The organism is Enterococcus sp. AZ120, assembly GCF_050546165.1.
In the GTDB taxonomy this organism is placed as follows: Bacteria; Bacillota; Bacilli; order Lactobacillales; family Enterococcaceae; genus Enterococcus; species Enterococcus faecalis.
Genome location: NZ_CP172950.1, coordinates 2,527,363 through 2,551,981, shown reverse-complemented (window position 1 = coordinate 2,551,981; position 24,619 = coordinate 2,527,363). Strand labels below are relative to the sequence as shown.

General features: G+C 40.0%; 24 protein-coding genes. 22 read left to right on the top strand and 2 right to left on the bottom strand.

Going from position 1 to position 24,619, the window contains the following annotated elements:
* Positions 1-5: 5 nt before the first annotated feature.
* The 10 genes from IGJ46_RS12190 (at position 6) to IGJ46_RS12145 (ending at position 8,790) form a co-directional block, all read left to right on the top strand.
* Positions 6-395, top strand: coding sequence for an LPXTG cell wall anchor domain-containing protein (locus IGJ46_RS12190; RefSeq protein WP_430613853.1), 390 nt, complete (start codon positions 6-8; stop codon positions 393-395).
* Entirely contained in the window at positions 352-1,086 is a 735-nt protein-coding gene (locus tag IGJ46_RS12185; RefSeq protein WP_002354838.1) for a WxL domain-containing protein, read from the top strand. The genes IGJ46_RS12190 and IGJ46_RS12185 overlap by 44 nt, the downstream gene beginning before the upstream one ends.
* A 4-nt stretch (positions 1,087-1,090) precedes the next feature.
* Complete coding sequence (locus tag IGJ46_RS12180; protein ID WP_002392703.1) at positions 1,091-1,891, top strand: WxL domain-containing protein; 801 nt, start codon at positions 1,091-1,093, stop codon at positions 1,889-1,891.
* The gene (locus tag IGJ46_RS12175; protein WP_002383195.1) at positions 1,892-2,650 is read left to right on the top strand and encodes a WxL domain-containing protein; all 759 of its coding nucleotides are present in this window, start codon (positions 1,892-1,894) and stop codon (positions 2,648-2,650) included.
* 105 nt (positions 2,651-2,755) lie between these two features.
* Complete coding sequence (locus IGJ46_RS12170) at positions 2,756-3,835, top strand: DUF916 and DUF3324 domain-containing protein (protein ID WP_014525057.1); 1,080 nt, start codon at positions 2,756-2,758, stop codon at positions 3,833-3,835.
* A gap of 104 nt (positions 3,836-3,939) precedes the next feature.
* Positions 3,940-4,425, top strand: coding sequence for a hypothetical protein (locus IGJ46_RS12165; RefSeq protein ID WP_002354843.1), 486 nt, complete (start codon positions 3,940-3,942; stop codon positions 4,423-4,425).
* Positions 4,400-5,881: a helix-turn-helix domain-containing protein gene (locus IGJ46_RS12160; protein ID WP_010819086.1), complete on the top strand. Its 1,482-nt coding sequence runs from the start codon at positions 4,400-4,402 to the stop codon at positions 5,879-5,881. The genes IGJ46_RS12165 and IGJ46_RS12160 overlap by 26 nt, the downstream gene beginning before the upstream one ends.
* A gap of 236 nt (positions 5,882-6,117) precedes the next feature.
* Positions 6,118-6,615: an RNA polymerase sigma factor gene (locus tag IGJ46_RS12155; protein ID WP_002360979.1), complete on the top strand. Its 498-nt coding sequence runs from the start codon at positions 6,118-6,120 to the stop codon at positions 6,613-6,615.
* Between the two features lie 24 nt (positions 6,616-6,639).
* Positions 6,640-7,524 carry an RsiV family protein gene (locus IGJ46_RS12150; RefSeq protein WP_002365402.1) on the top strand — a complete coding sequence of 295 codons (885 nt, stop codon included), beginning with the start codon at positions 6,640-6,642 and terminating at the stop codon, positions 7,522-7,524.
* Positions 7,525-7,653: 129 nt separating this feature from the next.
* On the top strand, positions 7,654-8,790 hold the full coding sequence (locus IGJ46_RS12145) for an ArgE/DapE family deacylase (protein ID WP_002424922.1): 1,137 nt from the start codon (positions 7,654-7,656) through the stop codon (positions 8,788-8,790).
* A 52-nt stretch (positions 8,791-8,842) separates the two neighbouring features.
* Here IGJ46_RS12145 and IGJ46_RS12140 read toward each other — a convergent pair whose 3' ends face one another.
* Positions 8,843-9,634 carry a hypothetical protein gene (locus tag IGJ46_RS12140; protein WP_002367471.1) on the bottom strand — a complete coding sequence of 264 codons (792 nt, stop codon included), beginning with the start codon at positions 9,632-9,634 and terminating at the stop codon, positions 8,843-8,845.
* A gap of 163 nt (positions 9,635-9,797) precedes the next feature.
* Between IGJ46_RS12140 and IGJ46_RS12135 the strand changes: the two genes are divergently transcribed.
* The 3 genes from IGJ46_RS12135 (at position 9,798) to IGJ46_RS12125 (ending at position 11,383) form a co-directional block, all read left to right on the top strand.
* The gene (locus IGJ46_RS12135; protein WP_002358999.1) at positions 9,798-10,181 is read left to right on the top strand and encodes a YccF domain-containing protein; all 384 of its coding nucleotides are present in this window, start codon (positions 9,798-9,800) and stop codon (positions 10,179-10,181) included.
* Positions 10,182-10,269: 88 nt separating this feature from the next.
* Entirely contained in the window at positions 10,270-10,695 is a 426-nt protein-coding gene (locus IGJ46_RS12130) for an Rrf2 family transcriptional regulator (RefSeq protein WP_002383201.1), read from the top strand.
* A 58-nt stretch (positions 10,696-10,753) separates the two neighbouring features.
* Complete coding sequence (locus IGJ46_RS12125; protein ID WP_002396808.1) at positions 10,754-11,383, top strand: NAD(P)-dependent oxidoreductase; 630 nt, start codon at positions 10,754-10,756, stop codon at positions 11,381-11,383.
* A gap of 79 nt (positions 11,384-11,462) precedes the next feature.
* Here IGJ46_RS12125 and IGJ46_RS12120 read toward each other — a convergent pair whose 3' ends face one another.
* On the bottom strand, positions 11,463-12,662 hold the full coding sequence (locus IGJ46_RS12120; protein WP_218391306.1) for a hypothetical protein: 1,200 nt from the start codon (positions 12,660-12,662) through the stop codon (positions 11,463-11,465).
* A 191-nt stretch (positions 12,663-12,853) separates the two neighbouring features.
* Between IGJ46_RS12120 and IGJ46_RS12115 the strand changes: the two genes are divergently transcribed.
* The 9 genes from IGJ46_RS12115 to msrB all read left to right on the top strand — a co-directional run bounded on the left by IGJ46_RS12115 (position 12,854) and on the right by msrB (position 24,518).
* Positions 12,854-14,098, top strand: coding sequence for a competence/damage-inducible protein A (locus IGJ46_RS12115; protein WP_002354857.1), 1,245 nt, complete (start codon positions 12,854-12,856; stop codon positions 14,096-14,098).
* Between the two features lie 113 nt (positions 14,099-14,211).
* Positions 14,212-15,258 (top strand): recombinase RecA, encoded by a 1,047-nt coding sequence (recA, locus tag IGJ46_RS12110; RefSeq protein ID WP_002354860.1) that lies wholly within the window; start codon positions 14,212-14,214, stop codon positions 15,256-15,258.
* Between the two features lie 396 nt (positions 15,259-15,654).
* Positions 15,655-17,211 carry a ribonuclease Y gene (rny, locus tag IGJ46_RS12105; protein WP_002354863.1) on the top strand — a complete coding sequence of 519 codons (1,557 nt, stop codon included), beginning with the start codon at positions 15,655-15,657 and terminating at the stop codon, positions 17,209-17,211.
* 159 nt (positions 17,212-17,370) lie between these two features.
* Positions 17,371-18,168, top strand: coding sequence for a TIGR00282 family metallophosphoesterase (locus IGJ46_RS12100; protein WP_002354864.1), 798 nt, complete (start codon positions 17,371-17,373; stop codon positions 18,166-18,168).
* Between the two features lie 73 nt (positions 18,169-18,241).
* Complete coding sequence (locus IGJ46_RS12095; RefSeq protein WP_002359008.1) at positions 18,242-18,628, top strand: RicAFT regulatory complex protein RicA family protein; 387 nt, start codon at positions 18,242-18,244, stop codon at positions 18,626-18,628.
* On the top strand, positions 18,629-21,205 hold the full coding sequence (gene mutS, locus IGJ46_RS12090; RefSeq protein WP_002354867.1) for a DNA mismatch repair protein MutS: 2,577 nt from the start codon (positions 18,629-18,631) through the stop codon (positions 21,203-21,205).
* Between the two features lie 31 nt (positions 21,206-21,236).
* The gene (gene mutL / locus IGJ46_RS12085) at positions 21,237-23,369 is read left to right on the top strand and encodes a DNA mismatch repair endonuclease MutL (RefSeq protein WP_002372766.1); all 2,133 of its coding nucleotides are present in this window, start codon (positions 21,237-21,239) and stop codon (positions 23,367-23,369) included.
* A gap of 24 nt (positions 23,370-23,393) precedes the next feature.
* Positions 23,394-23,948, top strand: a complete 555-nt coding sequence (locus tag IGJ46_RS12080) for a Maf family protein (protein WP_002354869.1) — start codon at positions 23,394-23,396, stop codon at positions 23,946-23,948.
* 132 nt (positions 23,949-24,080) lie between these two features.
* Complete coding sequence (msrB, locus tag IGJ46_RS12075) at positions 24,081-24,518, top strand: peptide-methionine (R)-S-oxide reductase MsrB (RefSeq protein WP_002354871.1); 438 nt, start codon at positions 24,081-24,083, stop codon at positions 24,516-24,518.
* Positions 24,519-24,619 lie beyond the last annotated feature (101 nt).

Below are 24,619 nucleotides of genomic sequence, written 5' to 3'. Positions count from 1 at the left end.
GTGAGATGAAAAAATACCTTTTGCTTAGTTGTTTTTTAGGTCTTTTCAGCTTCTGTCATTCAGACACTGCGTTTGGGGAAGCAGCTTATGAAAATAGTGGTGTTGTCTCCTTTTATGGAACGTATGAATATCCCGCAGAAGAGTCGACAACAGCGACAAGTAATTCTTCCACAACGACCGAACCCACCAAGCCAGCTGACGGAGGCGCTTCATCCGTCCTTTCTTCTGGCGTATATGGGTCGCGCCAAGGAAGATTACCAGCGACAGGTACCACCAATCAAGAACCATTTATTTATTTGGGAATCAGCCTTATCACTATAGGCATATTATTTATTAAAAGGAGAAGAGAAGATGAAAAAAACAGTATTAGCAGTAGTAGGGATTGTAGGATTTAGCGGTGTCCTAGCGACACAACAAGCATTTGCGGAAGACATTAACGTGAACTATACAAGTAATGGCGCCATTACATTTGAACCAGATACAGATCCAACGAAGCCAGTTAACCCAACCAATCCAGATGAAAAAGTTGAACCAGAAGATCCAACTGACCCAACTGGACCAAAACCAGGGACTGCAGGCCCCTTATCAATTGACTATGCTTCAAGCTTTCAATTTGGCGCCCAAAAAATCACTTCCGATACGAAAGATTATTACGCACAAATTCAAACATTTAAAGATGGAACAACAGGTCCCAACTATGTTCAGGTAACGGATAAACGTGGGACACAAGAAGGCTGGACGTTAAGCGCTGTACAAAATGCGCAATTCAAAACAGCCCAAAATGAAGAATTAGTGGGGGCCGCTTTATCGATTGCCAATGCAGGTGTGACATCGATTGTTGATGCCGCATACGCGCCAACACCAACAGCAGCACATACCTTTGTTCCTGGAACAGAAGTAGAATTAGTCAAAGCAGAAGATGGCAAAGGAATGGGGACTTGGGTCTATCGTTTTGGGAAAGATGCGACAGAAGGTGCTACTGCCGTGAAATTAAATGTCCCAGGTAAAGCGATTAAATTAGCAAAAGAATATCGTACGACCTTAACATGGACATTGAAATCTGTACCAACGAATGTTGGAGGCTAAGTAAATGAAAAAAACAGTCGTCTACTCCTTGTTATTCGGAACAATGTTGCTTGGCGCCACTGTTCCTGCTGAAGCGGCGACGGTCGTTTTTGATAGCGAACAGTCGATTGTTTTTACCCCAAGCACAGATGGGACGGATCCAGTAAATCCAGAAAATCCCGATCCAGAAAAACCAGTTCGACCAGTCGATCCAACGAATCCTGATGGACCTAATCCAGGTACCCCTGGGCCACTTTCCATCGATTATGCCTCAAGTTTGGATTTTGGGAGTAATGAGATATCGAATAAGGATCAAACGTATTTTGCCAGAGCGCAAACCTATAAAAATCCAGATGGTTCAGCAAGTGAATTGGCAACTGCTAATTATGTACAAGTAAGTGATTTACGGGGAACCAATGCTGGCTGGGTTTTAAAAGTGAAACAAAATGGTCAATTTCGTAATGCAGAAACATTACACAAAGAATTAACAGGCGCCATCGTTGCCTTTACTGAGCCCAGTGTGCGCTCAAATGCGACGGACGTATTGCCGCCAACTGCTACCGCAAACATTCAATTAGATGCTGCGGGCGCAGAAACTGTTGTCATGCAAGCCCCAGAAAAGACCGGCGCCGGAACGTGGATCACGCTGTGGGGGCAAGCAGAAAAAGTGACCGAAAAAAATCAACAAGGACAGCAAGTAAATGCCACGATCACACGGGCAATCTCACTAACTGTTCCCGGGAAAACCCCTAAGGATGCAGTACAATATAAAACAACATTGACTTGGCTACTTTCAGATGTACCAGTAAATAATGGAGGGAAATAAATGAAAAAGACAAAAGTAATGACATTGATGGCAACCACAACTTTAGGCGCATTGGCACTTGTACCAATGAGTGCATTAGCAGTCGACGGTGGTGAATACCAAACAAACGGAGCGATTCAATTTGCACCAAATACGAACCCAACGAATCCAGTTGATCCGACGAATCCAGATCCGGATAAACCAATTACGCCAGTTGATCCAACTGATCCGACAGGGCCTAAGCCAGGGACAGCAGGTCCGTTATCCATTGACTATGCATCTAGCTTATCTTTTGGGGAACAAACGATTACCTCAAAAAATATGACCTACTATGCAGAAACACAAAAATACAAAGATAATGCTGGTGCCGACCAAGAAGGCCCGAACTTTGTTCAAGTCTCAGATAATCGTGGGACTGAAACAGGTTGGACGTTAAAAGTAAAACAAAATGGTCAATTCAAAACTGAAGCCAACCAAGAACTAACAGCGGCCAAAGTAACTTTAAGCAACGGACGCGTGGTTTCAGCTTCACAATCTGCAAAACCAACGACAGCGCCAGCTACGATTGAATTAAACCCAACTGGGGCTGAATCAGTGGTCATGGCTGCTGGCGATAAAGAAGGTGCGGGTACGTACTTAATGAGCTGGGGCGATAGTGTAGATGCCGCTAAAACAAGTATTTCATTAGAAGTACCTGGTTCAACCACAAAATATGCGAAAAAATACACGACAACTTTTACTTGGACTTTGACAGATACACCTGCTAACACAGGAAACTAAGAACGACAGCATACACGCAAGATCGGGATATAAGTCAAAAATTTTTGGCTTATCTTTCGGTCTTTTGGTGCTTATAATACAACAAAGAATGAAAGACATAGGAGAATGAATATGAACAGATGGAAAGTATATACAACGGTAATCGCTTGTATGTTATTTGGCTGGATTGGCGTGGAGGCGCACGCTTCTGAATTTAATTTTGCGGTCACACCAACAATTCCCGAAAATCAAGTGGACAAATCAAAAACCTACTTTGACTTAAAAATGGCGCCTGGTGCCAAACAAACCGTAGAAATTCAGTTACGTAATGATACAGATGAAGACATTACCATTGAAAATACAGTGAACTCAGCGACAACGAATTTAAATGGCGTAGTAGAATATGGCCAAAACGGGATCAAACCTGACAAAACTTTACGCTTTAACTTAAAAGATTATGTGGAAGCACCGAAAGAAATCATCTTGCCGAAGCATTCCCAAAAGACCTTACCTTTAACCATCACGATGCCTAAAGATTCTTTTGATGGCGTGATGGCTGGCGGCATAACACTCAAAGAGAAAAAGAAAGAAACCACGACTTCTGCGGATCAATCAAAAGGGTTAGCTATTAATAATGAATACTCCTATGTTGTGGCTATTATTCTTCAGCAAAATGAGACAAAGGTTCAACCAGATTTAAAATTACTGGGGGTTAAACCAGGCCAAGTCAACGCGCGAAACGTCATCAATGTTTCTTTACAAAACCCACAAGCGGCCTACTTAAACCAATTACATTTAATCAACACTGTTTCAAAAGGAGGCGAAACGCTTTACCAATCCGATACTGAGGATATGCAAGTGGCGCCAAACTCTAACTTTAGTTACCCAATTTCTTTAAAAGGGGAACGATTAACGCCAGGGAAATATGTCTTGAAATCAACGGCCTATGGTGTAAAAGATGAAAAGGGCACCTATCAAGTCAAAGGCGCCAATGGTGAAGAACGGTACCTGTACAAATGGGAATTTACAAAAGAATTTACTATTTCTGGGGACGTCGCTAAAGAATTAAATGAAAAAGACGTAACCATTAAAGGAACCAATTGGTGGTTGTATCTACTGATTGCATTAATCATTCTAGCGCTGCTCTTATTGATTTTCTTCTTGTATCGTAAAAAGAAAAAAGAGGAAGAACAACAATCTGAGTAATAAAAAGGGCTATCTATTGACAAAAAGGGTTTTCCTTGTAAAAGTAAAGGTACTTTTACAAGGAATTGCTTCCCATAAAGTAGAGGTAGAGAGAGTGAGAAGCCATGAGAAAAAAGTATCTTTTTTTATTTAGTTCTTTGCTAATTTTTACGGCTGTCGAAATAGAACCAATTCAAACATTGGCGACACCTATTTATAATCCCTTAGAACCAACGGAAGAAATTCAACCAAAACCAGAATCAATCACCCCTCAGGAAAAGTCAGAACCGGAACAACCTGCGCCGACCCCTCCGGAAGATCAAAAAACTACGGTTCCTTCTGAAGAAAAAAAGCCTTCACCCAAGAAAAAAGACAAACCTGTGGAGAAACCGGCAATGTCAAAAGAAAAAAAGAAACAAACAAAAGAAACAACGGCTCATCCCTTACAAGTAAATAAAGATTTTGTCTTTCCTAACGGACTTGGTGCAGGCGGCGATGAAGAATCTGAAAGCTATTTAGCAGCGGTTGGGTACTTTCTTTCAGGAAATGGATTGTATGGGAAAAAAATGGATGTGAGAGAAGTCTATGATATTGATGATGTTTTTAAATAAAGTTGATAAAAGAAAAATCGCCTTATTTCAGTTACTGGAAAATGCACCGATGTTAACAGAGTCAAAAGAAACTGTAATGCAGGAGTTAGAATTATCTGAATTTATCGTGAACAAAACGGTCGCTGAATTAAATGCCGATTTTATTGAATTTGGTTTATCAGAGGATTTTCAAATTGTGAGCGATGGTATTTTCTTAACGCTTAATGAATCAGGAACGGAAACTTCCGATACTTTGATTGATTGCTATATTAAAGAGTCGTTACGTTTTGCTATGTTTCAAGATTTCTTTTTTCAGCGTTTTGATTCTGTGAATGAGTTTGCTTTAGAACACTTTGTTAGTCACACATTGGCTTATAAGGAGTTCAAGGAATTAAAGAAAATGCTGGAAAATTATCAAATTACAATTAATAAAGAATTTCACTTGGTGGGAAATGAAACCAATTTACGCGAAGTAACAACACTGGTTTTTTTACAATTATACCAACGTGATTTTTCATTGTACGGTAAAAAAGTTTTAGAGCAGATTCGGAACTTTGAGCTATTTTTTTCTGAGAAGGTACATCTTAATCAACGTGCGGGCTATGCACAAGCTAAATGTTTTCATTTTTTGGCGGTTTCTTTAGTACGAACGCAGCAACAGTTTTATGTAGAGAAAAAAGTAGATTCGCAAGTGTTAAAACAATTAGCCGGTGACAATCAGCAGAATGTTTTCAATTGGTTAGAGAGTCTTCAAGTCCCAGAACCACAACGAATAAACGAAGGCAATTATTTACTCTTATTTTTAATTGCTGAAGAGTGGCTTCAAGTAGCTTCAGCAGCACTTTGCCAAAGATTTGCAGAAATTCAACAATTGAATCGTGACTTGTTAAGCTATTTAAAAATACAATTTCAGCTTTCCGAGGAAGTCCTGCGAGGTTTTGAACAAAAAGTAACAATCGTTCATTTTAAATTGTTCCATTTTCCAATAGAAGCAAACTATAGTTATCGCAAAATGGATATAACCTACTTTGCAGAAACGTATACAGAGTATTTTTCTGCTAGTCGACAATTTATTCAAGAACAAAAAACGAATCCCGCTGTTTGGGATGCCAGACAGTTTTTATTTTATCGGTATCTGTTGTTAATGGTGGATGCGTTACCATTGAAAAAAGTTTTGGCTCCGATTACATTGTGTGTCGACTTTTCCTTTGGTGAAGCCTATAATCGTATGATACAAAAAAATATTGAAAAAATTACGGAATGGAATATCATTTTCAAAGCACATGTAGATGAAAGTGTACAATTAATTTTATCGGATATTCATTTTGTCGATTGGCCTGAGATTACTCAAATTATTTGGCTAGCGCCACCACGTCCTGTTGATTGGTCGCATTTTATTAAAACGCTGAGTGCACTAAGACCGCACTCGGGAGAAGAAAACAAGGTCGGGACAGCACCGCTTAGCTCCGAGAAATAAGAAGAAATTTCCGGAAATTGTTCTTTAATTTTTGGATAATTTCGGCTTATTTCCGAAGGAGCTGGTTCTGTTCCCGCCGTTTATCAGATTTTGAGCGTGGAGCAAAAATCCAAAGTGATTTTTGTACCGCGCTTTTTCTTTTAGAATATAAAAATTAAAAATAATAAAAAAGTTGAAACTTTTTATGCTTGTGATTCGTCTATATAAGTGTACAGGAAAGGAGGTTCCAGAAATCGATGGTTTTCGATGGTTGGAAAAGAAAAAAACAAATTCGCGCGTTAGAAACGCTTGTTGATACCAAATATGAAAAAATGTATCGCATTGCCTTTAACTATACACATTCGAAAGAAGATGCCTTGGATGTGATTCAAGAAAGCTTTGAAAAGGCACTGAAGGCCATCCAAAAAGGACCCGATATTAAGGATTTTGACGCGTGGTTCTTTCGAATTCTGCTTTCTGTAGCGACAGATTATTGGCGTAAAAAGAAACGAGAAGCCGTTCATATTGAAAAAGATGAACATGTGTTAGCCCTTTTAAATAATCCCCAACGCAGTTTTTTAGAAATTGAAGAAATTATTAATCAATTAGATAGTCCCAATCGTGAAATTATTCTATTAAAATTTTTTGAAGGATTTACGCTAAAAGAAATCGCCTTGATCCTGGATATTAACGAAAACACGATTAAAACGAAGATGTACCGCAGTTTGAATGAACTCCGAAGTCTATTGAATTAGTAAAAGAAAGGAAGCGAAAAAATAATGGAAGATTTTGTAAAAAGCGTTGTTAAAAACTTTTCAAAAGAATACCGCCAACAACCGTTGCCAACGGATCTACAAGCGGAAGTCAAAGCGCGTTTTCATAAAGAGAAAAAGCGGTACACCTGGCTTCGTTTTAGAAACCGCTCACTGCAAAGTAGTCTAGTGGTGGCTTGTGGCTTTGTCTTATCAGTCAATTTGTTTCCAGGTTTTAGTGAAGCAGCCCGCAACATTCCTGTGTTAGATAAAATTGTTCAATTAGTCACCATCAAAACGTTGACAGCGAAAAAACAGGAAAGTGAAGTAAACATCGATGTCCCTAAAATCCAAACATCCCAAGAATCTTCAGTAGCCGACACGCTCAACAAAAAATACTTGAAAGAAGCCCAAACAGAATTTCAACAAGTCAAAGGGCAATTGTTTGATGGTTCTCGTGTTTCAGTCACTGGAGATTATGAAAAAGTCGTGGACGACCGTCGTTTCCTAGTGGTCAAACGAACCTTCACAGAAATTAAAGGCAGCTCTGCGACGACAACGAAATATGACACCATCGACAAACGAGCCAATGTTGTCGTTTCACTCCCCTTAATTTTTAAAAATGATTTTTACATTGATGTCATTAGTAGTGAAATTAAACAACAAATAGCAGACCAAATGAAGAACGATAGCAATAAAATATACTGGTCCGAAAAAGAGGATGCCCCCAGTGATGTTCAACCCTTCAAAAAAATTAAAAAGGACCAACCTTTCTATATCAATGAAAAACACCAATTAGTGATTGTGTTTCCTCAAGGAGAGATTGCGCCTTACTATATGGGCACCCCTGAATTTGTGATCCCTAATCAAGTCATTGAGAATGAATTGGCAGCGCCTAATTATTTAAAATAAACTCAGCAAAAAACACGCGACAGTTTTAAGAAATGTCGCGTGTTTTTAACTGACCTAACCAAGTCAGTTGCGGTTTTACTGAGAGAAGCGTACACTAGAATTAAGCATAACAAGAAAGGGCGAATGGCAATGGAAAAATCAGAAAAAATTAGTATTTTACAAGATGTGGTTAAAATTAAATCTGTAAATGGAAACGAAGAAGAAGTGGCAATCTATTTACAAAATCTTTTGAAGAAATATGAGATCCCTTCTGAACTTGTTTCTTATGCACCAAATCGTAGTAGTTTGGTTGCTTATTTAGGTGAAAACCGAGAAAAAGTCTTAGGGTTTAGTGGCCACATGGACGTGGTTTCTGAAGGGGACGAAAGTCAATGGACTTTCCCGCCATTTGCGGCCCATATTGAAGGAAATAAATTGTATGGCCGTGGCTCAACGGACATGAAAAGCGGCTTAGTCGCAATGGTTTTAGCAATGATTGAATTAAAAGAAAAGGAAGTTCCATTAAATGGAGCGGTTAAATTTTTAGGTACAGTTGGTGAAGAAGTCGGTGAGCTAGGTGCTGGCCAATTAACTGAAAAAGGCTATGCGGATGATTTAAGTGCCTTAGTCATTGGAGAACCAACCAATTATAACTTGATGTATGCGCACATGGGTTCAATTAACTATTCTGTTGTGTCACACGGAAAAGAAGCCCACAGTTCGATGCCAGAAGAAGGCATTAACGCGATTAATAATTTGAACGAATTTATTACAGAAGCAAACCAACAAATGGCGGAAGTCACAGCAAACTATGAAAATCCTGAATTGGGTCGAACGATTCACAATGTAACCGTCATTAAAGGTGGCACACAAGTGAACAGTATTCCAGGTCAAGCAGCCTTGCAAGGGAATATCCGTTCAATTCCAGAATTCAGCAACGACCAAGTTATTGCGTTATTACAAAAAATTGTTGATGAATTGAACAAAAAAGAAAAACATCAGTTAGAATTAACGATTGATTACAATAAAATTCCTGTAAAAGCTGAGAAAGATTCTGCGTTAATTCAAGCCATTCAAGCCCAATTTGATCAACCATTACCATTAGTGACAAGCGCTGGGACCACAGACTTAGCTGAATTTACTAAATCAGACAATACATTTGATTGCGTTGTCTTTGGACCAGGTGTGACCACTACTGCACACCAAGTCGACGAATATGTCGAAATTGATAATTATTTAGATATGATTGATAAGTATCAAGCGATAGCAAAAAGTTATTTAAATTAAAAAAATGTCGCGCCTGAATCATAAAAATCAGGTGCGACATTTTTTATAAGGTTTATTCCACCACAGTCCATTCATTTAAGGTTTTGCCGTTCTCATCAACTAGCTCTAACCAGCTGTTTGTTCCAGCAAAATAGAGAAACAAGCCGACTTCATTAACGCTTTTTAAGACGATATCTTCCGTTGTGACAAAGTCTTTAAATTGGCCCTTGCGTTCATCACGAAGTTTTTCACCAAATCTAGCGGAGAAACCGACAGACCCGTCTTTATTTAAAGGGGCTTCTGGCATCATTGTCGCGCCAGCTTTAATAAGCATTTCATTGCGCTTTTGCCAAAAAACAGTTGCTTTGCTTTGTCGAGTATCAATATAAAAAGGAATTTGGCTGACTTCTTTTGTCCATTTGTGGCGTGCTTTGGCTGGTCTGGCTTTCTTCGGCGCCGGTTTTTTAAACAGAGAGTAGCCAAAACGTTCCAAGATAAAGGTGACTGTTTCTTTATAGTTAGTCACTGTCGCTACCGCACTTTTCGGAATTTTGACTGTCGTTGGGGTTGCTTCCAATGTTAAACCACTTTCTTTCGCATCATCTAGGAAAGCTTGCGCTAAATAGGCAAGTTCTGTGTCCCAAGTCGGTTTCAATAAAATCGAGTGATCAAAAGAAACTTCTTTATATGTAGCTTTTTCTTCAGCAAGTCCTAAAGCAACTAGTTGGTTATCTCTTAGCAAGAAAAGAATCGCTGCCTCTTTTTTCGGTAATTTAGTTGTTTGTTCAATGATTAAGTGGGCCTGATCGGCTAAATCAATGAGTGTCTTTGTTTTTTTTAGATCAACGGTTAAATGTAAGTCCATGAAGTCTGCTCCTTTATCGTTAGTTTCTTCATTGTATCATGAAACAGCGTCTTCGTCTTTTAACGAGTCAGCAACCTTACAATATTGTTTGAAACAAAAAGAAGCTTTCGTGGTATACTTACTCACATACATAATTTTTAATGAGGAAAGTAGAGGAACAAGAATGAAAACACTTGGCAATATTTTATGGTTCATCTTTGGCGGCTTTTTTGGTGGCTTATCTTGGTTATTCGCAGGCGTGATTTGGTGTATTACAATTATCGGTATTCCGATTGGTTTACAATGTTTTAAATTAGCGGGGTTGAGCTTTTGGCCGTTTAAAAAGCGAGTCGTGTATAGTGATAGCGGCGTATCTTTGGTGGTAAATATTATTTGGCTGATTATCAGTGGACTACCATTAGCAATTGGGCATTGTATTAGTGGCTTGTTGCTTTGTCTGACAATCATCGGTATTCCGTTTGGGCAACAATCCTTTAAATTGGCGAAATTAGCGTTAATGCCGTTTGGGGCCCGTGTTGTTTCAACAAATGATTTTTATTTTGAATAGTCAGAGGTTTCTCATTGACAAATAAAACGAAACAGCGTATTCTGTAAATGTAACAAATAACGTTACATTTAGTTTGGAGTGATTAGACATGGCCATGTCAACGAAATTAAGTGTTGCGATTCATATTTTAAGTTTGATTGAAACAGGTCCTCAAGAACAAGTGACTTCTGAATACATTGCTTCGAGCGTGAATACGAATCCAGTCGTTGTTCGACGACTAATGAGTCAATTAAAAAAAGCCGGCTTGATTCATTCCATGCGTGGAGCCAATAAAAATACCTTATTAAAGAAACCAGAAGAGATCTCACTGTATGAAATTTATACAGCGGTTGAATTGGAACGAGAGATTTTCAATATCCATCAAAATCCTAATCCAAACTGTTCCGTTGGGGCAAATATCCAATCGGTACTAGAAACTGAATTTACTAAAGTGCAACAAAAAATGGAAGAAGAATTGAAAAGCATCACCTTAGCAGATGTGATTCATGAAATAGAAGTTAAGAGAGATAAGTAATCTCTCTACTTTTAAAGTATTAAATGTAACTATTTTAGTTCTATTTAAAAATGAAAGGATGATTTACATGAAAGTAGCAGTATTAGGAGCAACAGGAAAAGAAGGACAATTACTTTTAGCAGAAGCTAAACGTCGCGGGATGGACGTGACAGCCATCGTTCGTAATGCCTCAAAAATAACAGATGGCACACCGACCATTGAAAAAGATGTTTATCAATTAACAACAGAAGATATTCAAGCGTTTGATGTATTAATTAGTGCCTTAGGATTCCCTGATGTGCAAGATTTCCCCAAATCTACCAAACATTTGATTGAGATTTTAACCAATCAAAAAACGCGCTTGTTTGTCGTTGGGGGCGCTGGAACCTTGTATGTGGACCCAGAACACACAACTCAATTAAAAGATACACCATCATTCCCAGCAGAAATTCAGCCATTAGCTTCGGCGATGGGCGAAGCTTTAAACTTATTGAAAGAAGCTCAAAACATCCACTGGACCTATATTAGTCCTGCAGCCATGTTTGATGCTGATGGTCCTGCGACAGGCCATTATGAAGTCGCTGGCGAAGAATTAACAACCAATAGTCAAGGTGACAGTTACATTAGTTACGCAGACTACGCCGTTGCCATGTTAGATGAAGTGGAAAGTAATGCACACCCAAATCAACGAATCAGTGTGTATCAATAAAAGAAAAAAATCATAAATAAAGAAAGAAGTGAGAGATAAAATGTTTTATCTCTCGCTTCTGTCTTTATTTACACAAAAATTAATAACATTTAGAACAAGGTGTTAAGCCTCTTGCTTGGGCATCTGCCAACGTAGTTGCCGTATAGGTTCCATTTCCACATTTGCGTGCATGGTATTTACTGCCAGTTGGTGTCACAAGAACAGTTGCGCTTGTTTCTGGACCAGCATTTGCAGCAGCCGTCTCGACTTCCGCCGGCGCCTGTGCGGCTTGTTGCGCCTCTGCTTCAGCTTGCGCTTTTGCTGCCGCTTCGGCTTGTTCTTTTTGCGCTTTTTCAGCGGCTAGTTTCTGAGCTTCTGCTTCTTTTCGTTGTTTTTCTTTGTGGGCATCTAATTGAGTTTTAACAACGGCTACCCGTTTTGTTAAAGCTTGATTTGGGGAGTTTAAAGCGTCAATTTGTTTGACCGCTTCATTATAGTAAGCTTCATTGGTTGGTTCTTGTTCAGCTTTTTCAACAGCGGCAGTTGCACTGGCGACTAATTGTTCATTTTTTTCTTTTTCAGCGATAGCGGTTTGAACAGTCGTTAATCGTTGTTGAAATCCTTCTTTGCCAACTGGGGCAGCAGCTACTAATTTTTCAGCTGCTTGATAATCGCTTTTACTTTTAGATTTTTCAGCAGTTGTAACTGCTTCATCAACAGGTACTGCTTCTTTGATTTTTTCAAGGCGATCATTGTATTCCTCGTATTCTTGACTTAATGAAGATACTAAGGTTGCGGCTTCATCATAGTTTTTCTGAGAAGGTTGCTTTTCAGCGTAAGCTAAGGCTTTTTCTGTTTTGGCCAATTCTTGTTCAGAATCTGTGATGCTTGCAATAAATTCTTTTGATGGTGTGACTTCGACTGATTTTTCAACTTTGGTATCTTTCTTCTCAGCTACAAAGGTGATTTTTTGCGTTTTTTCATCGGACAGTTTTACTTTGTAAGCAAACTTTTTGTCTTTCGTTTTTACTTCCTTGCCATTGGCCGTTAGTTTGCTGTTGCCGTCGTATTCGCCTTTGATGGTGGCTGAGCCATTGGCATCGGTTTCAACACTCTCTGCATCAAGTGAAAGCGTTGGGGAAGAATCTGTCGTGGCAACCCCACCAATAAATAGAGCGGCACTTGCTAATGCGGTATAGCCATATTGTTTTTTCGGTTGTTTCTTAATTAATGCTTTGATAGTCAGTCCCCCGCTGACAAGTAACCCTAATAGACCCAAAAGTACTAATACTACACTCATTCATTTCTCTCCTTTCGATATAACGTTATTATACAATGTATTGTGAGGAAATGAACATTTTTTTCGTAATAATTAATAAATTTCCTGATAAAAAAATTATTTCCTGAAGCTCAAATTCTTTTGTAAAAATTTTGTTGTGCTAAAATGGAAAGTGAGTTTAACTACGTATGTTATTAGAGAAGGGGAAATCAATGAAAGCAGAAATCATTGCAGTCGGAACAGAATTATTACTTGGACAAGTAGTGAATACCAACGCCACCTTTTTATCAGAAGAGTTAGCTGCGCTAGGCATCGATGTTTACTATCAGACCGTTGTTGGCGATAACGGCGGCCGCTTAGAAACGCTACTAACAGAAGCAGAACAAAGAAGTGATTTAATTGTCCTTTGTGGAGGGCTAGGACCTACAGAAGACGATTTAACCAAGCAAGTTGTCGCACAACATCTCCATAAATCATTAGTAGAAGATCAAGAAGGATTGAACCGCTTACACCAGTTTTTCCAACAGTCTAAGCGGCCAATGACGGAAAATAATCTACGACAAGTGTTAGCCATTGAAGGTGGACAAGTTCTTCAAAACCCGACAGGATTAGCGGTTGGTTCTTTCGTAACAGAAGGCACAACAAGCTATTTGCTCTTACCAGGGCCGCCCAATGAATTAATTCCGATGTTTCAACAAGCGGCACGACCTTTATTGATTAATGCGTTTCCACAAGAAGAACAATTGATTTCAAGAGTCTTGCGTTTTTATGGCATTGGTGAATCCCAGCTGGTGACCGAGATTCAATCGTTGATTGCGCACCAAACGAATCCAACCATTGCGCCTTATGCTAAGCCTAATGAAGTGACACTTCGTTTAACAGTTAAAACAAAAGACTTAGTAGCTGGCGAAGAATTATTAACCGCGACGGAAGAAAAGGTTTTAGCTAAAGTGGGAGACTATTTTTATGGGTATGGGGATGACAATAGTTTAGCCAAGGTAACAGTGGATTTGTTATTACAAAACGGACAAACCGTCACGGCTGCTGAGAGCCTCACCGCTGGCCTATTCCAAAGTACACTGGGGGAAATTGCGGGTGCTTCGAAGATTTTTAAGGGAGGCTTCGTGACGTATTCGCAAGAAACAAAAGAGAACTTTTTAGGAATTTCTCATGAACTTTTAGAAGAACATGGCACGGTAAGTGAAGCGTGTGCCAAAGAAATGGCAGAGAAAGCGCGTCAGTTAGCTAAATCTAACTATGGTTTATCATTTACTGGGGTCGCTGGTGACCCAATCGAAGGTCAACCGACAGGCACTGTTTGGATTGGGCTGGCGGAAGAAGGCCAACCAACCGTTGCAGAATGTTTCCATTTTAACCGTGACCGAAATTATATTAGACAGAGTGCGGTTATGCGAGGGTTAGATCTTTTGCGGCGCCGAATCATTAATAAAAAATAAATATGCGAATGTTTGTTCGGTTTTTTCTTGCTTTTTTGGTACAAAAGAGATATGATAGACCTACTAACAGGAAATGAAAAATAAGTTTATATAAATTAAAGGAGGATTATCCATTGGCAGATGATCGTAAAGTGGCTTTAGATGCCGCACTGAAAAAAATTGAAAAGAACTTTGGGAAAGGTTCTATTATGAAATTAGGCGAAAAAGCTGATCAAAAAATTTCAACTATCCCTAGTGGTTCTTTAGCGTTAGATGTTGCATTGGGCGTAGGTGGGTATCCACGTGGCCGAATTATTGAAGTATATGGTCCTGAGAGTTCAGGTAAAACAACTGTTTCTTTACACGCAATTGCAGAAGTGCAACGAAATGGTGGAACAGCCGCTTTTATCGATGCTGAGCATGCATTGGATCCTCAATATGCGGAGAAACTAGGCGTTAACATCGATGAATTACTTTTATCTCAACCAGATACGGGCGAGCAAGGCTTAGAGATTGCCGATGCCTTAGTTTCAAGTGGTGCGATTGACATCGTTGTTATCGACTCGGTTGCTGCGTTAGTTCCTCGTGCAGAGATTGATGGTGAGATGGGAGCGAGCCATGTCGGCTTACAAGCTCGACTAATGTCTCAAGCACTACGTAAATTATCAGGCTCAATTAATAAGACAAAAACAATTGCTATTTTCATTAACCAAATTCGTGAAAAAGTTGGCGTGATGTTCGGAAATCCTGAAACAACTCCTGGTGGACGTGCATTGAAATTCTACGCAACGGTTCGTCTAGAAGTCCGTCGTGCAGAACAGTTAAAACAAGGAACAGACATCGTCGGTAACCGCACAAAAATTAAAGTCGTTAAAAACAAAGTGGCGCCACCATTTAAAGTGGCAGAAGTTGATATCATGTATGGCCAAGGTATTTCCCAAGAAGGCGAATTACTAGATATGGCTGTGGAAAAAGACCTTATCAGTAAAAGTGGTGCTTGGTATGGCTACAAAGAAGAACGAATTGGCCAAGGCCGTGAAAATGCCAAACAATACATGGCGGATCATCCTGAAATGATGGCAGAAGTGTCTAAATTGGTCCGTGATGCATACGGCATCGGTGACGGTTCAACCATTACAGAAGAAGCAGAAGGTCAAGAAGAATTACCCTTAGATGAATAGATAACGAGTGAATACGACTCGTTAAGAAGAAAGACAACACTTACTGAACAGGACAGGTGTTGTCTTTTTTTGTTTAGAACTAAATTGTTAAATAGACTGTTGTCCATGTCCGAACCCATCCACATCAAGCAGCTTAGTCAAACAGCAGACTATGCGGCGTTTGTTCTAAAATTTAAACAATTCGTGACGGCGGAAACCTAAAAATGTGACGTTGTCTAATATTTGCTGCCCTTTCCAAAAGAAAGGGCTTTTTTAAGTTGACACCTTTCGCGACAAACATTAGAATAAAATTGTGTGTATGCACAAATATGCAAGTAGGCATATTGATAATTGATTTTAGTTTATCAAAAAACTACAAGATATGAATTAACAAAAAGATAGTATGGAGGTGGAAATATGGTTTTAAATATTCTCCTCGCTATCGTCGGTTTGATTGTCGGTCTTGGTTTAGGATTTGTTATTGCAAAGTCACGTCATGATAAAGCAATAAATGGTGCAAAAATTTCAGCGTCGAGTATTCTCGAGAACGCTCGGAAAGAATCAGAAACACTGAAAAAAGAAGCATTGCTAGAAGCTAAGGAAGAGAACCAGAAGTATCGTTCAGAAATTGAAAGTGAGTTGAAAGAAAGCAGATTAGAACTTAAATCTCAAGAAAATCGTTTAATTCAACGGGAACAAACGTTGGATCGTAAAGATGACTCTCTTGAAAAACGTGAAGGCTCACTGGAAGAAAAAGAAGAGAAACTTGGTGCTAGACAGCAATTAATTGATGAGCGAGAAAAAGAAGTAGAAAACTTAATTAATCAGCAACATCAAGAATTAGAACGAATTGCTTCCCTTTCAAAAGAAGAAGCAAAATCGATTATTATGAAGTCAACAGAAGAAGAGTTGAATCATGAACTAACCTTGATGGTCAAGGAGTCAGAACAACGTGCCAAAGAAGAATCTGATCGCAAAGCGAAGAACTTGCTTTCCCTAGCAATTCAACGTTGCGCCGCCGATTCTGTTTCTGAAACAACTGTTTCCGTGGTCACTTTACCAAATGATGAGATGAAAGGTCGCATTATTGGTCGTGAAGGACGTAATATTCGTACATTGGAAACATTAACAGGGATTGACTTAATCATTGATGATACGCCAGAAGCGGTTGTGTTATCCGGATTTGATCCAATCAGACGAGAAATCGCTCGAATGACCTTGGAAAAATTAATCCAAGATGGTCGGATTCATCCCGCTCGTATCGAAGAAATGGTAGAAAAATCACGTAAAGAAATGGATGAACGGATTCGTGAATACGGAGAACAAGCAGCCTTTGAAGTAGGTGCTCATACGTTACATCCTGATTTAATTAAAATTTTAGGCCGTTTACGTTTCAGAACAAGTTATGGTCAAAATGTCTTGAACCACTCAATCGAAGTAGCAAAACTGGCTGGCGTTTTAGCCGCCGAATTAGGCGAAGATGTTCAATTAGCCAAACGTGCAGGTTTACTACATGATATTGGGAAAGCATTGGATCATGAAATTGAAGGTTCTCACGTTGAGATTGGCGCAGAATTAGCTGCGAAATATAAAGAAAATTCAGTAGTTATTAATGCCATTGCCTCGCATCATGGTGATGTGGAAGCAACCTCAGTTATTTCTGTTTTAGTGGCAGCCGCAGATGCGTTATCTGCAGCCCGTCCAGGTGCACGTAGTGAATCGTTAGAAAACTACATTCGCCGCTTAGAAAACTTAGAAAATATTTCTAATAGTTTTGAAGGCGTTGATTCAAGTTTTGCTGTTCAAGCAGGACGTGAAGTTCGTGTCATGGTGAAACCAGAAGAAATTTCTGATTTAGAATCTGTTCGTTTAGTTCGAGACATTCGGAAGAAAATTGAAGATGACTTGGATTATCCAGGACATATCAAAGTAACGGTTATCCGTGAAACACGTGCCGTTGACTATGCGAAATAAAATAAAAAGCGAATAAGAATCGCGTGTAGTGTCTCAACGAACAATTGCAAGGATTGTTCGTTGAGACACTTTTTTTAATCTTTTAAAACCAAAACTTTCTTTTCAAAGCGAAAACAACTATAATAAACAAGAGATGTTAAAAAGAGAAGAGGAACCTTTTTGCGTATATTATTTATAGGAGATGTTGTCGGTTCTTTAGGAAGAGAAGCCCTAGCAACGTATGTCCCTAAATTAAAGAAAAAATATCGTCCACAAGTGACCATTGCCAATGGTGAAAATGCGGCATCTGGTCGGGGAATTACTGGCAAGATTTATAAGAAATTTTTGCAAGATGGTGTCGATGTTGTTACGATGGGTAACCATACGTGGGACAACAAGGATATCTTTGAATTCATTGATGATGCGAAGAAAATGGTTCGTCCAGCGAACTTTCCAGAAGATGTGCCTGGTCAAGGAATGGTTTTTGTGAAAGTCAATCAATTGGAACTAGCGGTGATTAATTTACAGGCCCGCACATTTATGGTGCCATTGGAAGATCCTTTCAAGAAAGCCGCCGAGCTAGTGGCTATCGCTCGCAAACGGACACCGCTCATTTTTGTGGATTTTCATGGCGAAACGACAAGCGAAAAACAAGCCATGAGCTGGTTTTTAGATGGCCAAGTTTCAGCCGTTGTTGGAACACATACGCATGTTCAAACAAATGACGCTCGGATTTTACCGAAAGGGACAGCCTTCTTAAGTGATGTCGGTATGACCGGTCCTTATGATGGGATTCTAGGAATGAAGCGTGAACCGATTATTGAGAAGTTTATGACAGCATTGCCGAAGCGCTTTGAGGTAGTCGAAACAGGGCGGACGATTTTATCTGCCTGTATTTTAGAGATTGATGACCAAACGGGCCAAGCGAAGATGATTGAGCCGATTCAGATTAGCGAAGATCGCCCGTTTCAAGAATAATAGAAGAAAAGTTAATCTCGGATCATTAAGAGGTTAACTTTTTCTGCTCTTATAGAAAAAGTGCCGGTGAAAGATGAAGGTGAAAAAAATGGAGCCGTTGAATTTAGATGCACAAAGTAATAAAGAATTAGAAAAATTGTTACATTTAATTGGACAAGATGAAGTCATTCAGCGCTACCAAGCGATTGAAGAAAAGGTAAAGAAAAACAAAAAGCTGACAGAATTAGTGGAAGAAATTAAAGCTGCGCAAAAAGATGCGGTTCAATTTGCTCACTATGGCAAACCAACTGCTGAAAAAGAAGCCATTCAACGAGCTGATGCGAAAACAAAAGAGTTTGATGAGCACCCACTCGTTGTAGCCTACCGCGAACAACTGATCGAAGCCAATGACTTAGTCCAACATGTCACGGCGCTCATTCAATACCGCGTGAACGAAGAGCTAGAGAAGGAAGGGAATTAAATGCCACAAAAGACAAAAAATACACCCATGATGGAACAATATTTGTCCATTAAGGCCCAATACAAGGATGCGTTTTTATTTTATCGCTTAGGTGATTTTTATGAATTATTTTATGAAGATGCTATCAATGCAGCGCAAATCTTAGAATTGACGTTAACCAGTCGTAACCGCAATGCGGATGATCCGATTCCTATGTGTGGCGTTCCTTATCATGCCGCGCAAGGCTACATTGATACGTTGATTGAGCAAGGCTATAAAGTAGCGATTTGTGAGCAAGTGGAAGATCCAAAGACTACCAAGGGCATGGTCAAACGAGAAGTGGTCCAGTTGGTAACGCCAGGAACGGTGATGAATAGTAAAGGCTTGGAAGCCAAAGACAATAATTACTTAACCGCTGTGCTAACAGATGGTAATCAGTTCGGTTTTGCCTATGTAGACTTGAGTACAGGCGAATTAAAAACAGCAGTCTTGGCTGATGAAGAGGGCGTTTTAAACGAAGCTTCTGCGTTGCAAACAAAAGAAATGGTCCTAGGTTCAGGGATTCCTGAATCGTTAAAAGAGAACTTAAGTTTACGTTTAAACATCATCTTTTCGACACAAGAAACGGTGGAAGAAAATGCCGAGTTTAGTTTTTTAACCAATGAACTGATTAATCCATTAGAAATTGAAATTACAGGCAAGTTATTATCTTATTTATCCGTTACCCAAAAGCGGAGCTTGTCCCATATTCAGAAAGCTGTGGAATATCAGCCAGATCATTTCTTGAAAATGGATCATTATTCTAAATTCAATTTAGAATTGAGTCAGTCGATTCGAACAGGACAGAAAAAAGGGACTCTTTTGTGGCTATTAGATGAAACGAAAACAGCTATGGGCGGCCGTTTATTAAAACAATGGTTGGATCGTCCGCTGATTCAGGAACGTCAAATTAAGGCGCGTCAAGAAATGGTGCAATCCTTATTAAATGCCTATTTTGAACGCTTAGATTTGCAAGCAGCATTGACGAACGTTTATGATTTAGAGCGGTTAGCAGGACGCGTGGCATTCGGCAGTGTGAATGGGCGTGATTTAATTCAATTACGGACCTCTTTAGAACAAGTACCAACGATTCGACAGTTAATTGTCGGGATCAATCAAGGGGAATGGGATGATTTGTTAGTCGACTTAAACCCCGTTGAAGATTTAGTGGCATTGATTGCGACGGCGATTAATGAAGAAGCCCCTTTACAAATTACTGAAGGAAACGTTATTAAGGACGGCTATAACGACCAATTAGATGAATACCGTGATGCCATGCGCAATGGTAAGCAATGGTTAGCGGAGTTAGAAGCGAAAGAACGCCAAGAAACAGGGATTAAAAACTTGAAGATTGGCTACAATCGTGTCTTTGGTTATTTCATTGAAATCACTAAGTCAAATTTAGCGAATTTAGAAGAAGGAAAATACGAGCGGAAGCAAACATTAGCTAATGCGGAGCGCTTTATTACGCCAGAACTAAAAGAACTAGAACGTTTAATCTTAGAAGCCGAAGAAAAATCAGTTGAACTAGAATATCAATTGTTCTTGGCCGTGAGAGAACAAGTGAAAACGAACATTGATCGGTTGCAAACACTGGCTAAAACCATTAGTGCGGTTGATGTTTTACAATCTTTTGCAACAATTAGTGAACGGTATCAATACGTTCGACCAACGTTAAGAAGTAACACGAAAAATTTGGCGATTGTCGAAGGACGACACCCAGTCGTGGAAAAAGTTTTAGGGCACCAAGAATACATTCCAAACAGTATCCGCATGAACCCAGAAACAGATATTCTCTTGATTACTGGACCAAACATGTCAGGGAAAAGTACCTACATGCGTCAATTGGCTTTGACGGTGGTCATGGCGCAAATTGGCTGTTTTGTACCAGCGGAAAGTGCTGAAATGCCAATTTTCGATCAAATTTTTACACGGATTGGGGCCTCTGATGATCTAATTGCAGGGCAAAGTACCTTTATGGTAGAAATGATGGAAGCCAACCAAGCACTGCGGCACGCCACGCCTAACAGCCTAATTTTATTTGATGAATTAGGACGCGGCACGGCAACCTATGATGGAATGGCGCTAGCGCAAGCCATCATTGAATATATCCATCGTGAAGTACAAGCCAAAACGCTATTCTCTACACATTATCATGAACTAACTGTTCTAGATGAAACTTTAAAAGGCTTGAAGAATATTCACGTGGGCGCTGTCGAAAAAGATGGCGAAGTGGTCTTTCTTCATAAAATGATGGAAGGACCTGCTGATAAGAGCTATGGGATACATGTTGCTAAAATCGCTGGTTTACCAAGCCCGCTTTTAGAACGAGCAGCCACCATTTTATCCGCTTTAGAAGCGGAAGAAACAACGATTCCAAGTTCAGTTCATCATGAAGAAGTTTCAGAAGTCCATGAAGAAACCGAGCAACTTTCATTATTTAAAGAAGTTTCAACAGAAGAATTAAGTGTCATTGACACATTGAAGAAAATGAATCTATTAGAAATGACACCACTAGATGCGTTAAACATGCTTCATCAATTGCAAAAACGTATCTAATTAGGAACCGAACCGGTTAGGAGGTCGTGAAATGGGGAAAATTCAAGAACTATCCGAACAACTAGCCAACCAGATTGCTGCTGGTGAAGTTGTTGAACGTCCCGCTTCTGTCGTCAAAGAATTGGTGGAAAATGCACTGGATGCAGGAAGCACCCAAATTGATATTTTTATTGAAGAAGCTGGCTTGAAAACCATTCAAATTATTGATAATGGTGAAGGAATTGCCAAAGAAGATGTACTGAATGCCTTCAAACGCCATGCCACAAGCAAAATTCATACAAGAGATGATTTGTTCCGAATTCGCAGCTTGGGGTTCCGAGGCGAAGCCTTACCAAGTATTGCCTCAGTTTCTGAAATGATTGTCGAAACTGCCACAGCTGAGGAAGAAGAAGGCAGCTATGTGATTCTAAAAGGGGGCAAGGTCGAAGAAAACCGACCAGCAGCCCTCCGTAAAGGCACAAAAATGACCGTTTCTAATTTATTTTATAATACGCCCGCTCGTTTGAAATACGTCAAAACGATCCAAACGGAATTGGCCAATATCGGTGACATTGTCAATCGTCTGGCGTTAAGCCACCCTAAAGTCGCTTTTCGCTTGGTTCATGACGGCCACAAAATGATGAGTACAACAGGCAATGGCGATTTAAAACAAACGATTGCGGGAATTTATGGCATTAGCACCGCAAAGAAAATGTTGAAAATTGAAGGAAAAGACCTTGATTTTACTTTGACAGGGTATGTCTCATTGCCAGAAGTCACACGGGCCAGCCGCAACTATTTATCAACGATTATCAATGGTCGTTATATTAAAAATTTCGCGTTAAATAAAGCAATTGTAGCCGGCTATGGTTCGAAACTAATGGTGGGGCGTTTTCCAATTGCTGTGTTAGAAATTGAAATGGATCCGCTGTTAGTCGATGTCAATGTCCATCCTACTAAGCAAGAAGTTCGTTTAAGTAAAGAAAAAGATTTAATGGCATTAATTGAACAGGCGATTCAAGAAGTGTTGAGCCAAGAACAGTTGATTCCCAATGCGGCAGACAATTTGCGTTTTAAAAAGAAACTACCGCCAGAACCTAAAGCCGAACAAATGGAAATTCCTTTATCGACTGAACAACCTGCGGTAAAACAACGACCGGGCAGCTTAAGCTATAATCCCGCAACGGGTCGCTTCTATGCGGAACATGCGACAGACGAAACACCAGCCTCAAGCGCCCCTGAAGCTGTCAACCAGACAGAAAGAGCAGTGGACCCAATGGACGATCCATTTGCGCCGCCAGTGCCAGAATCAACGAGTGTAGCGGAAGAAACGTCAGCTTACGAAACCTCTTCGGCAGCTGTTGATTCCGAAAATCATTGGGAAACAGCTAGTAATGAGCAACAGGTAATAGCCGAAGAAACGAAAATAACTGAAGTATCTGATTCAGAACCTTCTCTGCGTTCATCAGAGGCTGCTGACGAGGTTTTCCAAGAAGAAATGAAACTTCACCCAGAATTCGATGCCAATAGCGCTGCGAGTCAAAGAGAACTGAAACAAGCCCTGAACAAGTTGGAAGAAGAACGACCGACAGAACGTTTTCCTGAGCTAGAATACTTCGGTCAAATGCACGGAACTTATTTATTCGCACAAAGCAAAGATGGCCTGTTTATTATCGACCAACACGCTGCCCAAGAACGAATTAAATACGAGTACTTCCGTGAAAAAATTGGCGAAGTCAGTGATGATTTACAAGAACTATTGGTACCAATCGTTATTGATTATCCAAATAGCGATGCCTTGAAAATTAAAGAGCAGAAAGAAACCCTTGCGGAAGTCGGCATCCATTTGGAAGACTTTGGACAAAATAGTTTCATTGTGCGGGCGCACCCAACTTGGTATCCTGCAGGCGAAGAGGAAAGCATTGTTCGCGAGATGATTGACATGTTGCTAACAACTGGCTCGGTCAGCGTGAAAAAATTCCGTGAAGCAACTGCCATTATGATGAGCTGTAAGCGATCCATCAAAGCCAATCATTACCTCAACGAGCAACAAGCACGCGTGCTATTAAAAGATTTAGCCTTGTGCGAAAATCCGTTTAATTGTCCGCATGGACGTCCGGTGCTGATTCATTTTACGAATTCAGATATGGAACGAATGTTTAAACGCATTCAAGACCCCCATTAAAAAGAAACGAGGCGTCATCATTTTATGCAAATTATTTTAGCATCCCAATCTCCTCGCCGTCAGGAGTTATTAAAGCGTGTGGTCCCAACTTTTACGATTGCACCAGCCGATATCGATGAAACTGTTGGCAAAGACGGCTTACCAGCAGAATATGTGGCGCAAATGGCTGCCCAAAAAGCAGCGGCTATAGCAGAACAATCCCCCGAAGCACTAGTCATTGGCTGCGATACAATTGTGGCATTGGCGGGAGAAATCCTCGGCAAACCCACTTCTCGGGAAGACGGTTATCGCATGTTGCGCCTCCTAAGTGGCAAAACACATGACGTGTATACAAGTGTGACGTTGAAACAAGGGGAAAAAGAGCGTTCCGCGACAGTTCATTCAACCGTTACGTTTTATCCACTGACAGACACGGAAATCCATGCTTACTTAGATACCGCAGAGTATGCCGACAAAGCAGGCGCTTATGGTATCCAAGGACAAGGAGCATTACTAATTGAAGCAATCGCTGGCGATTATTACGCCATTATGGGTTTACCAATTGCCAAAGTAGCCCGACTACTAAAAGAATTCAACTAATAAAAGACAGTCCTTTTCATTCGTCAAAAAGAGAAAGGACTGTCTTTTACTATGCAAACTATTAGGTGCCTGTTTGGCAAACGTGGTATCATTGAACCCAATAAATTGAACAGAAGAAAAGGAGTGGACAGAATGACAAAACCAACAGAAGAAGAATTAAAACAAACCTTGACGGATCTTCAATATGCCGTCACACAAGAAAACGCAACAGAACGCCCTTTTTCAGGAGAATATGATGACTTTTACCAAGACGGAATCTATGTAGACATTGTTAGTGGCGAACCGTTGTTTAGCTCCCTGGACAAATACGATGCTGGTTGCGGCTGGCCATCCTTTACCAAACCAATTGAAAAACGTGGCGTCAAAGAAAAAGCTGATTTTAGTCACGGCATGCACCGAGTAGAAGTTCGCAGTCAAGAAGCGGATTCACATTTAGGGCATGTTTTCACTGATGGCCCACTCCAAGAAGGCGGCTTACGTTATTGCATTAATGCGGCAGCTTTGAGATTTGTGCCAGTGGCAGATTTAGAAAAAGAAGGCTATGGCGAGTACCTTTCTTTATTCAAATAATCCTCATTTTTTAGACAAATACGATAAAATAGTTAGAAGAAAGCGACTTTTGATGAATATCTTGTATGAAATACAGAAAATCTCTTGATTTATTTGGCTAG

What these genes read in the sequence shown, in the direction of transcription:
- IGJ46_RS12190 (WP_430613853.1), top strand. Translation starts at nt 6, where the DNA reads ATGAAAAAATACCTTTTGCTTAGTTGTTTTTTAGGTCTTTTCAGCTTC.
- IGJ46_RS12185 (WP_002354838.1), top strand. Translation starts at nt 352, where the DNA reads ATGAAAAAAACAGTATTAGCAGTAGTAGGGATTGTAGGATTTAGCGGT.
- IGJ46_RS12180 (WP_002392703.1), top strand. Translation starts at nt 1,091, where the DNA reads ATGAAAAAAACAGTCGTCTACTCCTTGTTATTCGGAACAATGTTGCTT.
- IGJ46_RS12175 (WP_002383195.1), top strand. Translation starts at nt 1,892, where the DNA reads ATGAAAAAGACAAAAGTAATGACATTGATGGCAACCACAACTTTAGGC.
- IGJ46_RS12170 (WP_014525057.1), top strand. Translation starts at nt 2,756, where the DNA reads ATGAATATGAACAGATGGAAAGTATATACAACGGTAATCGCTTGTATG.
- IGJ46_RS12165 (WP_002354843.1), top strand. Translation starts at nt 3,940, where the DNA reads ATGAGAAAAAAGTATCTTTTTTTATTTAGTTCTTTGCTAATTTTTACG.
- IGJ46_RS12160 (WP_010819086.1), top strand. Translation starts at nt 4,400, where the DNA reads ATGATATTGATGATGTTTTTAAATAAAGTTGATAAAAGAAAAATCGCC.
- IGJ46_RS12155 (WP_002360979.1), top strand. Translation starts at nt 6,118, where the DNA reads ATGGTTTTCGATGGTTGGAAAAGAAAAAAACAAATTCGCGCGTTAGAA.
- IGJ46_RS12150 (WP_002365402.1), top strand. Translation starts at nt 6,640, where the DNA reads ATGGAAGATTTTGTAAAAAGCGTTGTTAAAAACTTTTCAAAAGAATAC.
- IGJ46_RS12145 (WP_002424922.1), top strand. Translation starts at nt 7,654, where the DNA reads ATGGAAAAATCAGAAAAAATTAGTATTTTACAAGATGTGGTTAAAATT.
- IGJ46_RS12140 (WP_002367471.1), bottom strand. Translation starts at nt 9,634, where the DNA reads ATGGACTTACATTTAACCGTTGATCTAAAAAAAACAAAGACACTCATT.
- IGJ46_RS12135 (WP_002358999.1), top strand. Translation starts at nt 9,798, where the DNA reads ATGAAAACACTTGGCAATATTTTATGGTTCATCTTTGGCGGCTTTTTT.
- IGJ46_RS12130 (WP_002383201.1), top strand. Translation starts at nt 10,270, where the DNA reads ATGGCCATGTCAACGAAATTAAGTGTTGCGATTCATATTTTAAGTTTG.
- IGJ46_RS12125 (WP_002396808.1), top strand. Translation starts at nt 10,754, where the DNA reads ATGATTTACATGAAAGTAGCAGTATTAGGAGCAACAGGAAAAGAAGGA.
- IGJ46_RS12120 (WP_218391306.1), bottom strand. Translation starts at nt 12,662, where the DNA reads ATGAGTGTAGTATTAGTACTTTTGGGTCTATTAGGGTTACTTGTCAGC.
- IGJ46_RS12115 (WP_002354857.1), top strand. Translation starts at nt 12,854, where the DNA reads ATGAAAGCAGAAATCATTGCAGTCGGAACAGAATTATTACTTGGACAA.
- rny (WP_002354863.1), top strand. Translation starts at nt 15,655, where the DNA reads ATGGTTTTAAATATTCTCCTCGCTATCGTCGGTTTGATTGTCGGTCTT.
- IGJ46_RS12095 (WP_002359008.1), top strand. Translation starts at nt 18,242, where the DNA reads ATGAAGGTGAAAAAAATGGAGCCGTTGAATTTAGATGCACAAAGTAAT.
- mutS (WP_002354867.1), top strand. Translation starts at nt 18,629, where the DNA reads ATGCCACAAAAGACAAAAAATACACCCATGATGGAACAATATTTGTCC.
- mutL (WP_002372766.1), top strand. Translation starts at nt 21,237, where the DNA reads ATGGGGAAAATTCAAGAACTATCCGAACAACTAGCCAACCAGATTGCT.
- IGJ46_RS12080 (WP_002354869.1), top strand. Translation starts at nt 23,394, where the DNA reads ATGCAAATTATTTTAGCATCCCAATCTCCTCGCCGTCAGGAGTTATTA.
- msrB (WP_002354871.1), top strand. Translation starts at nt 24,081, where the DNA reads ATGACAAAACCAACAGAAGAAGAATTAAAACAAACCTTGACGGATCTT.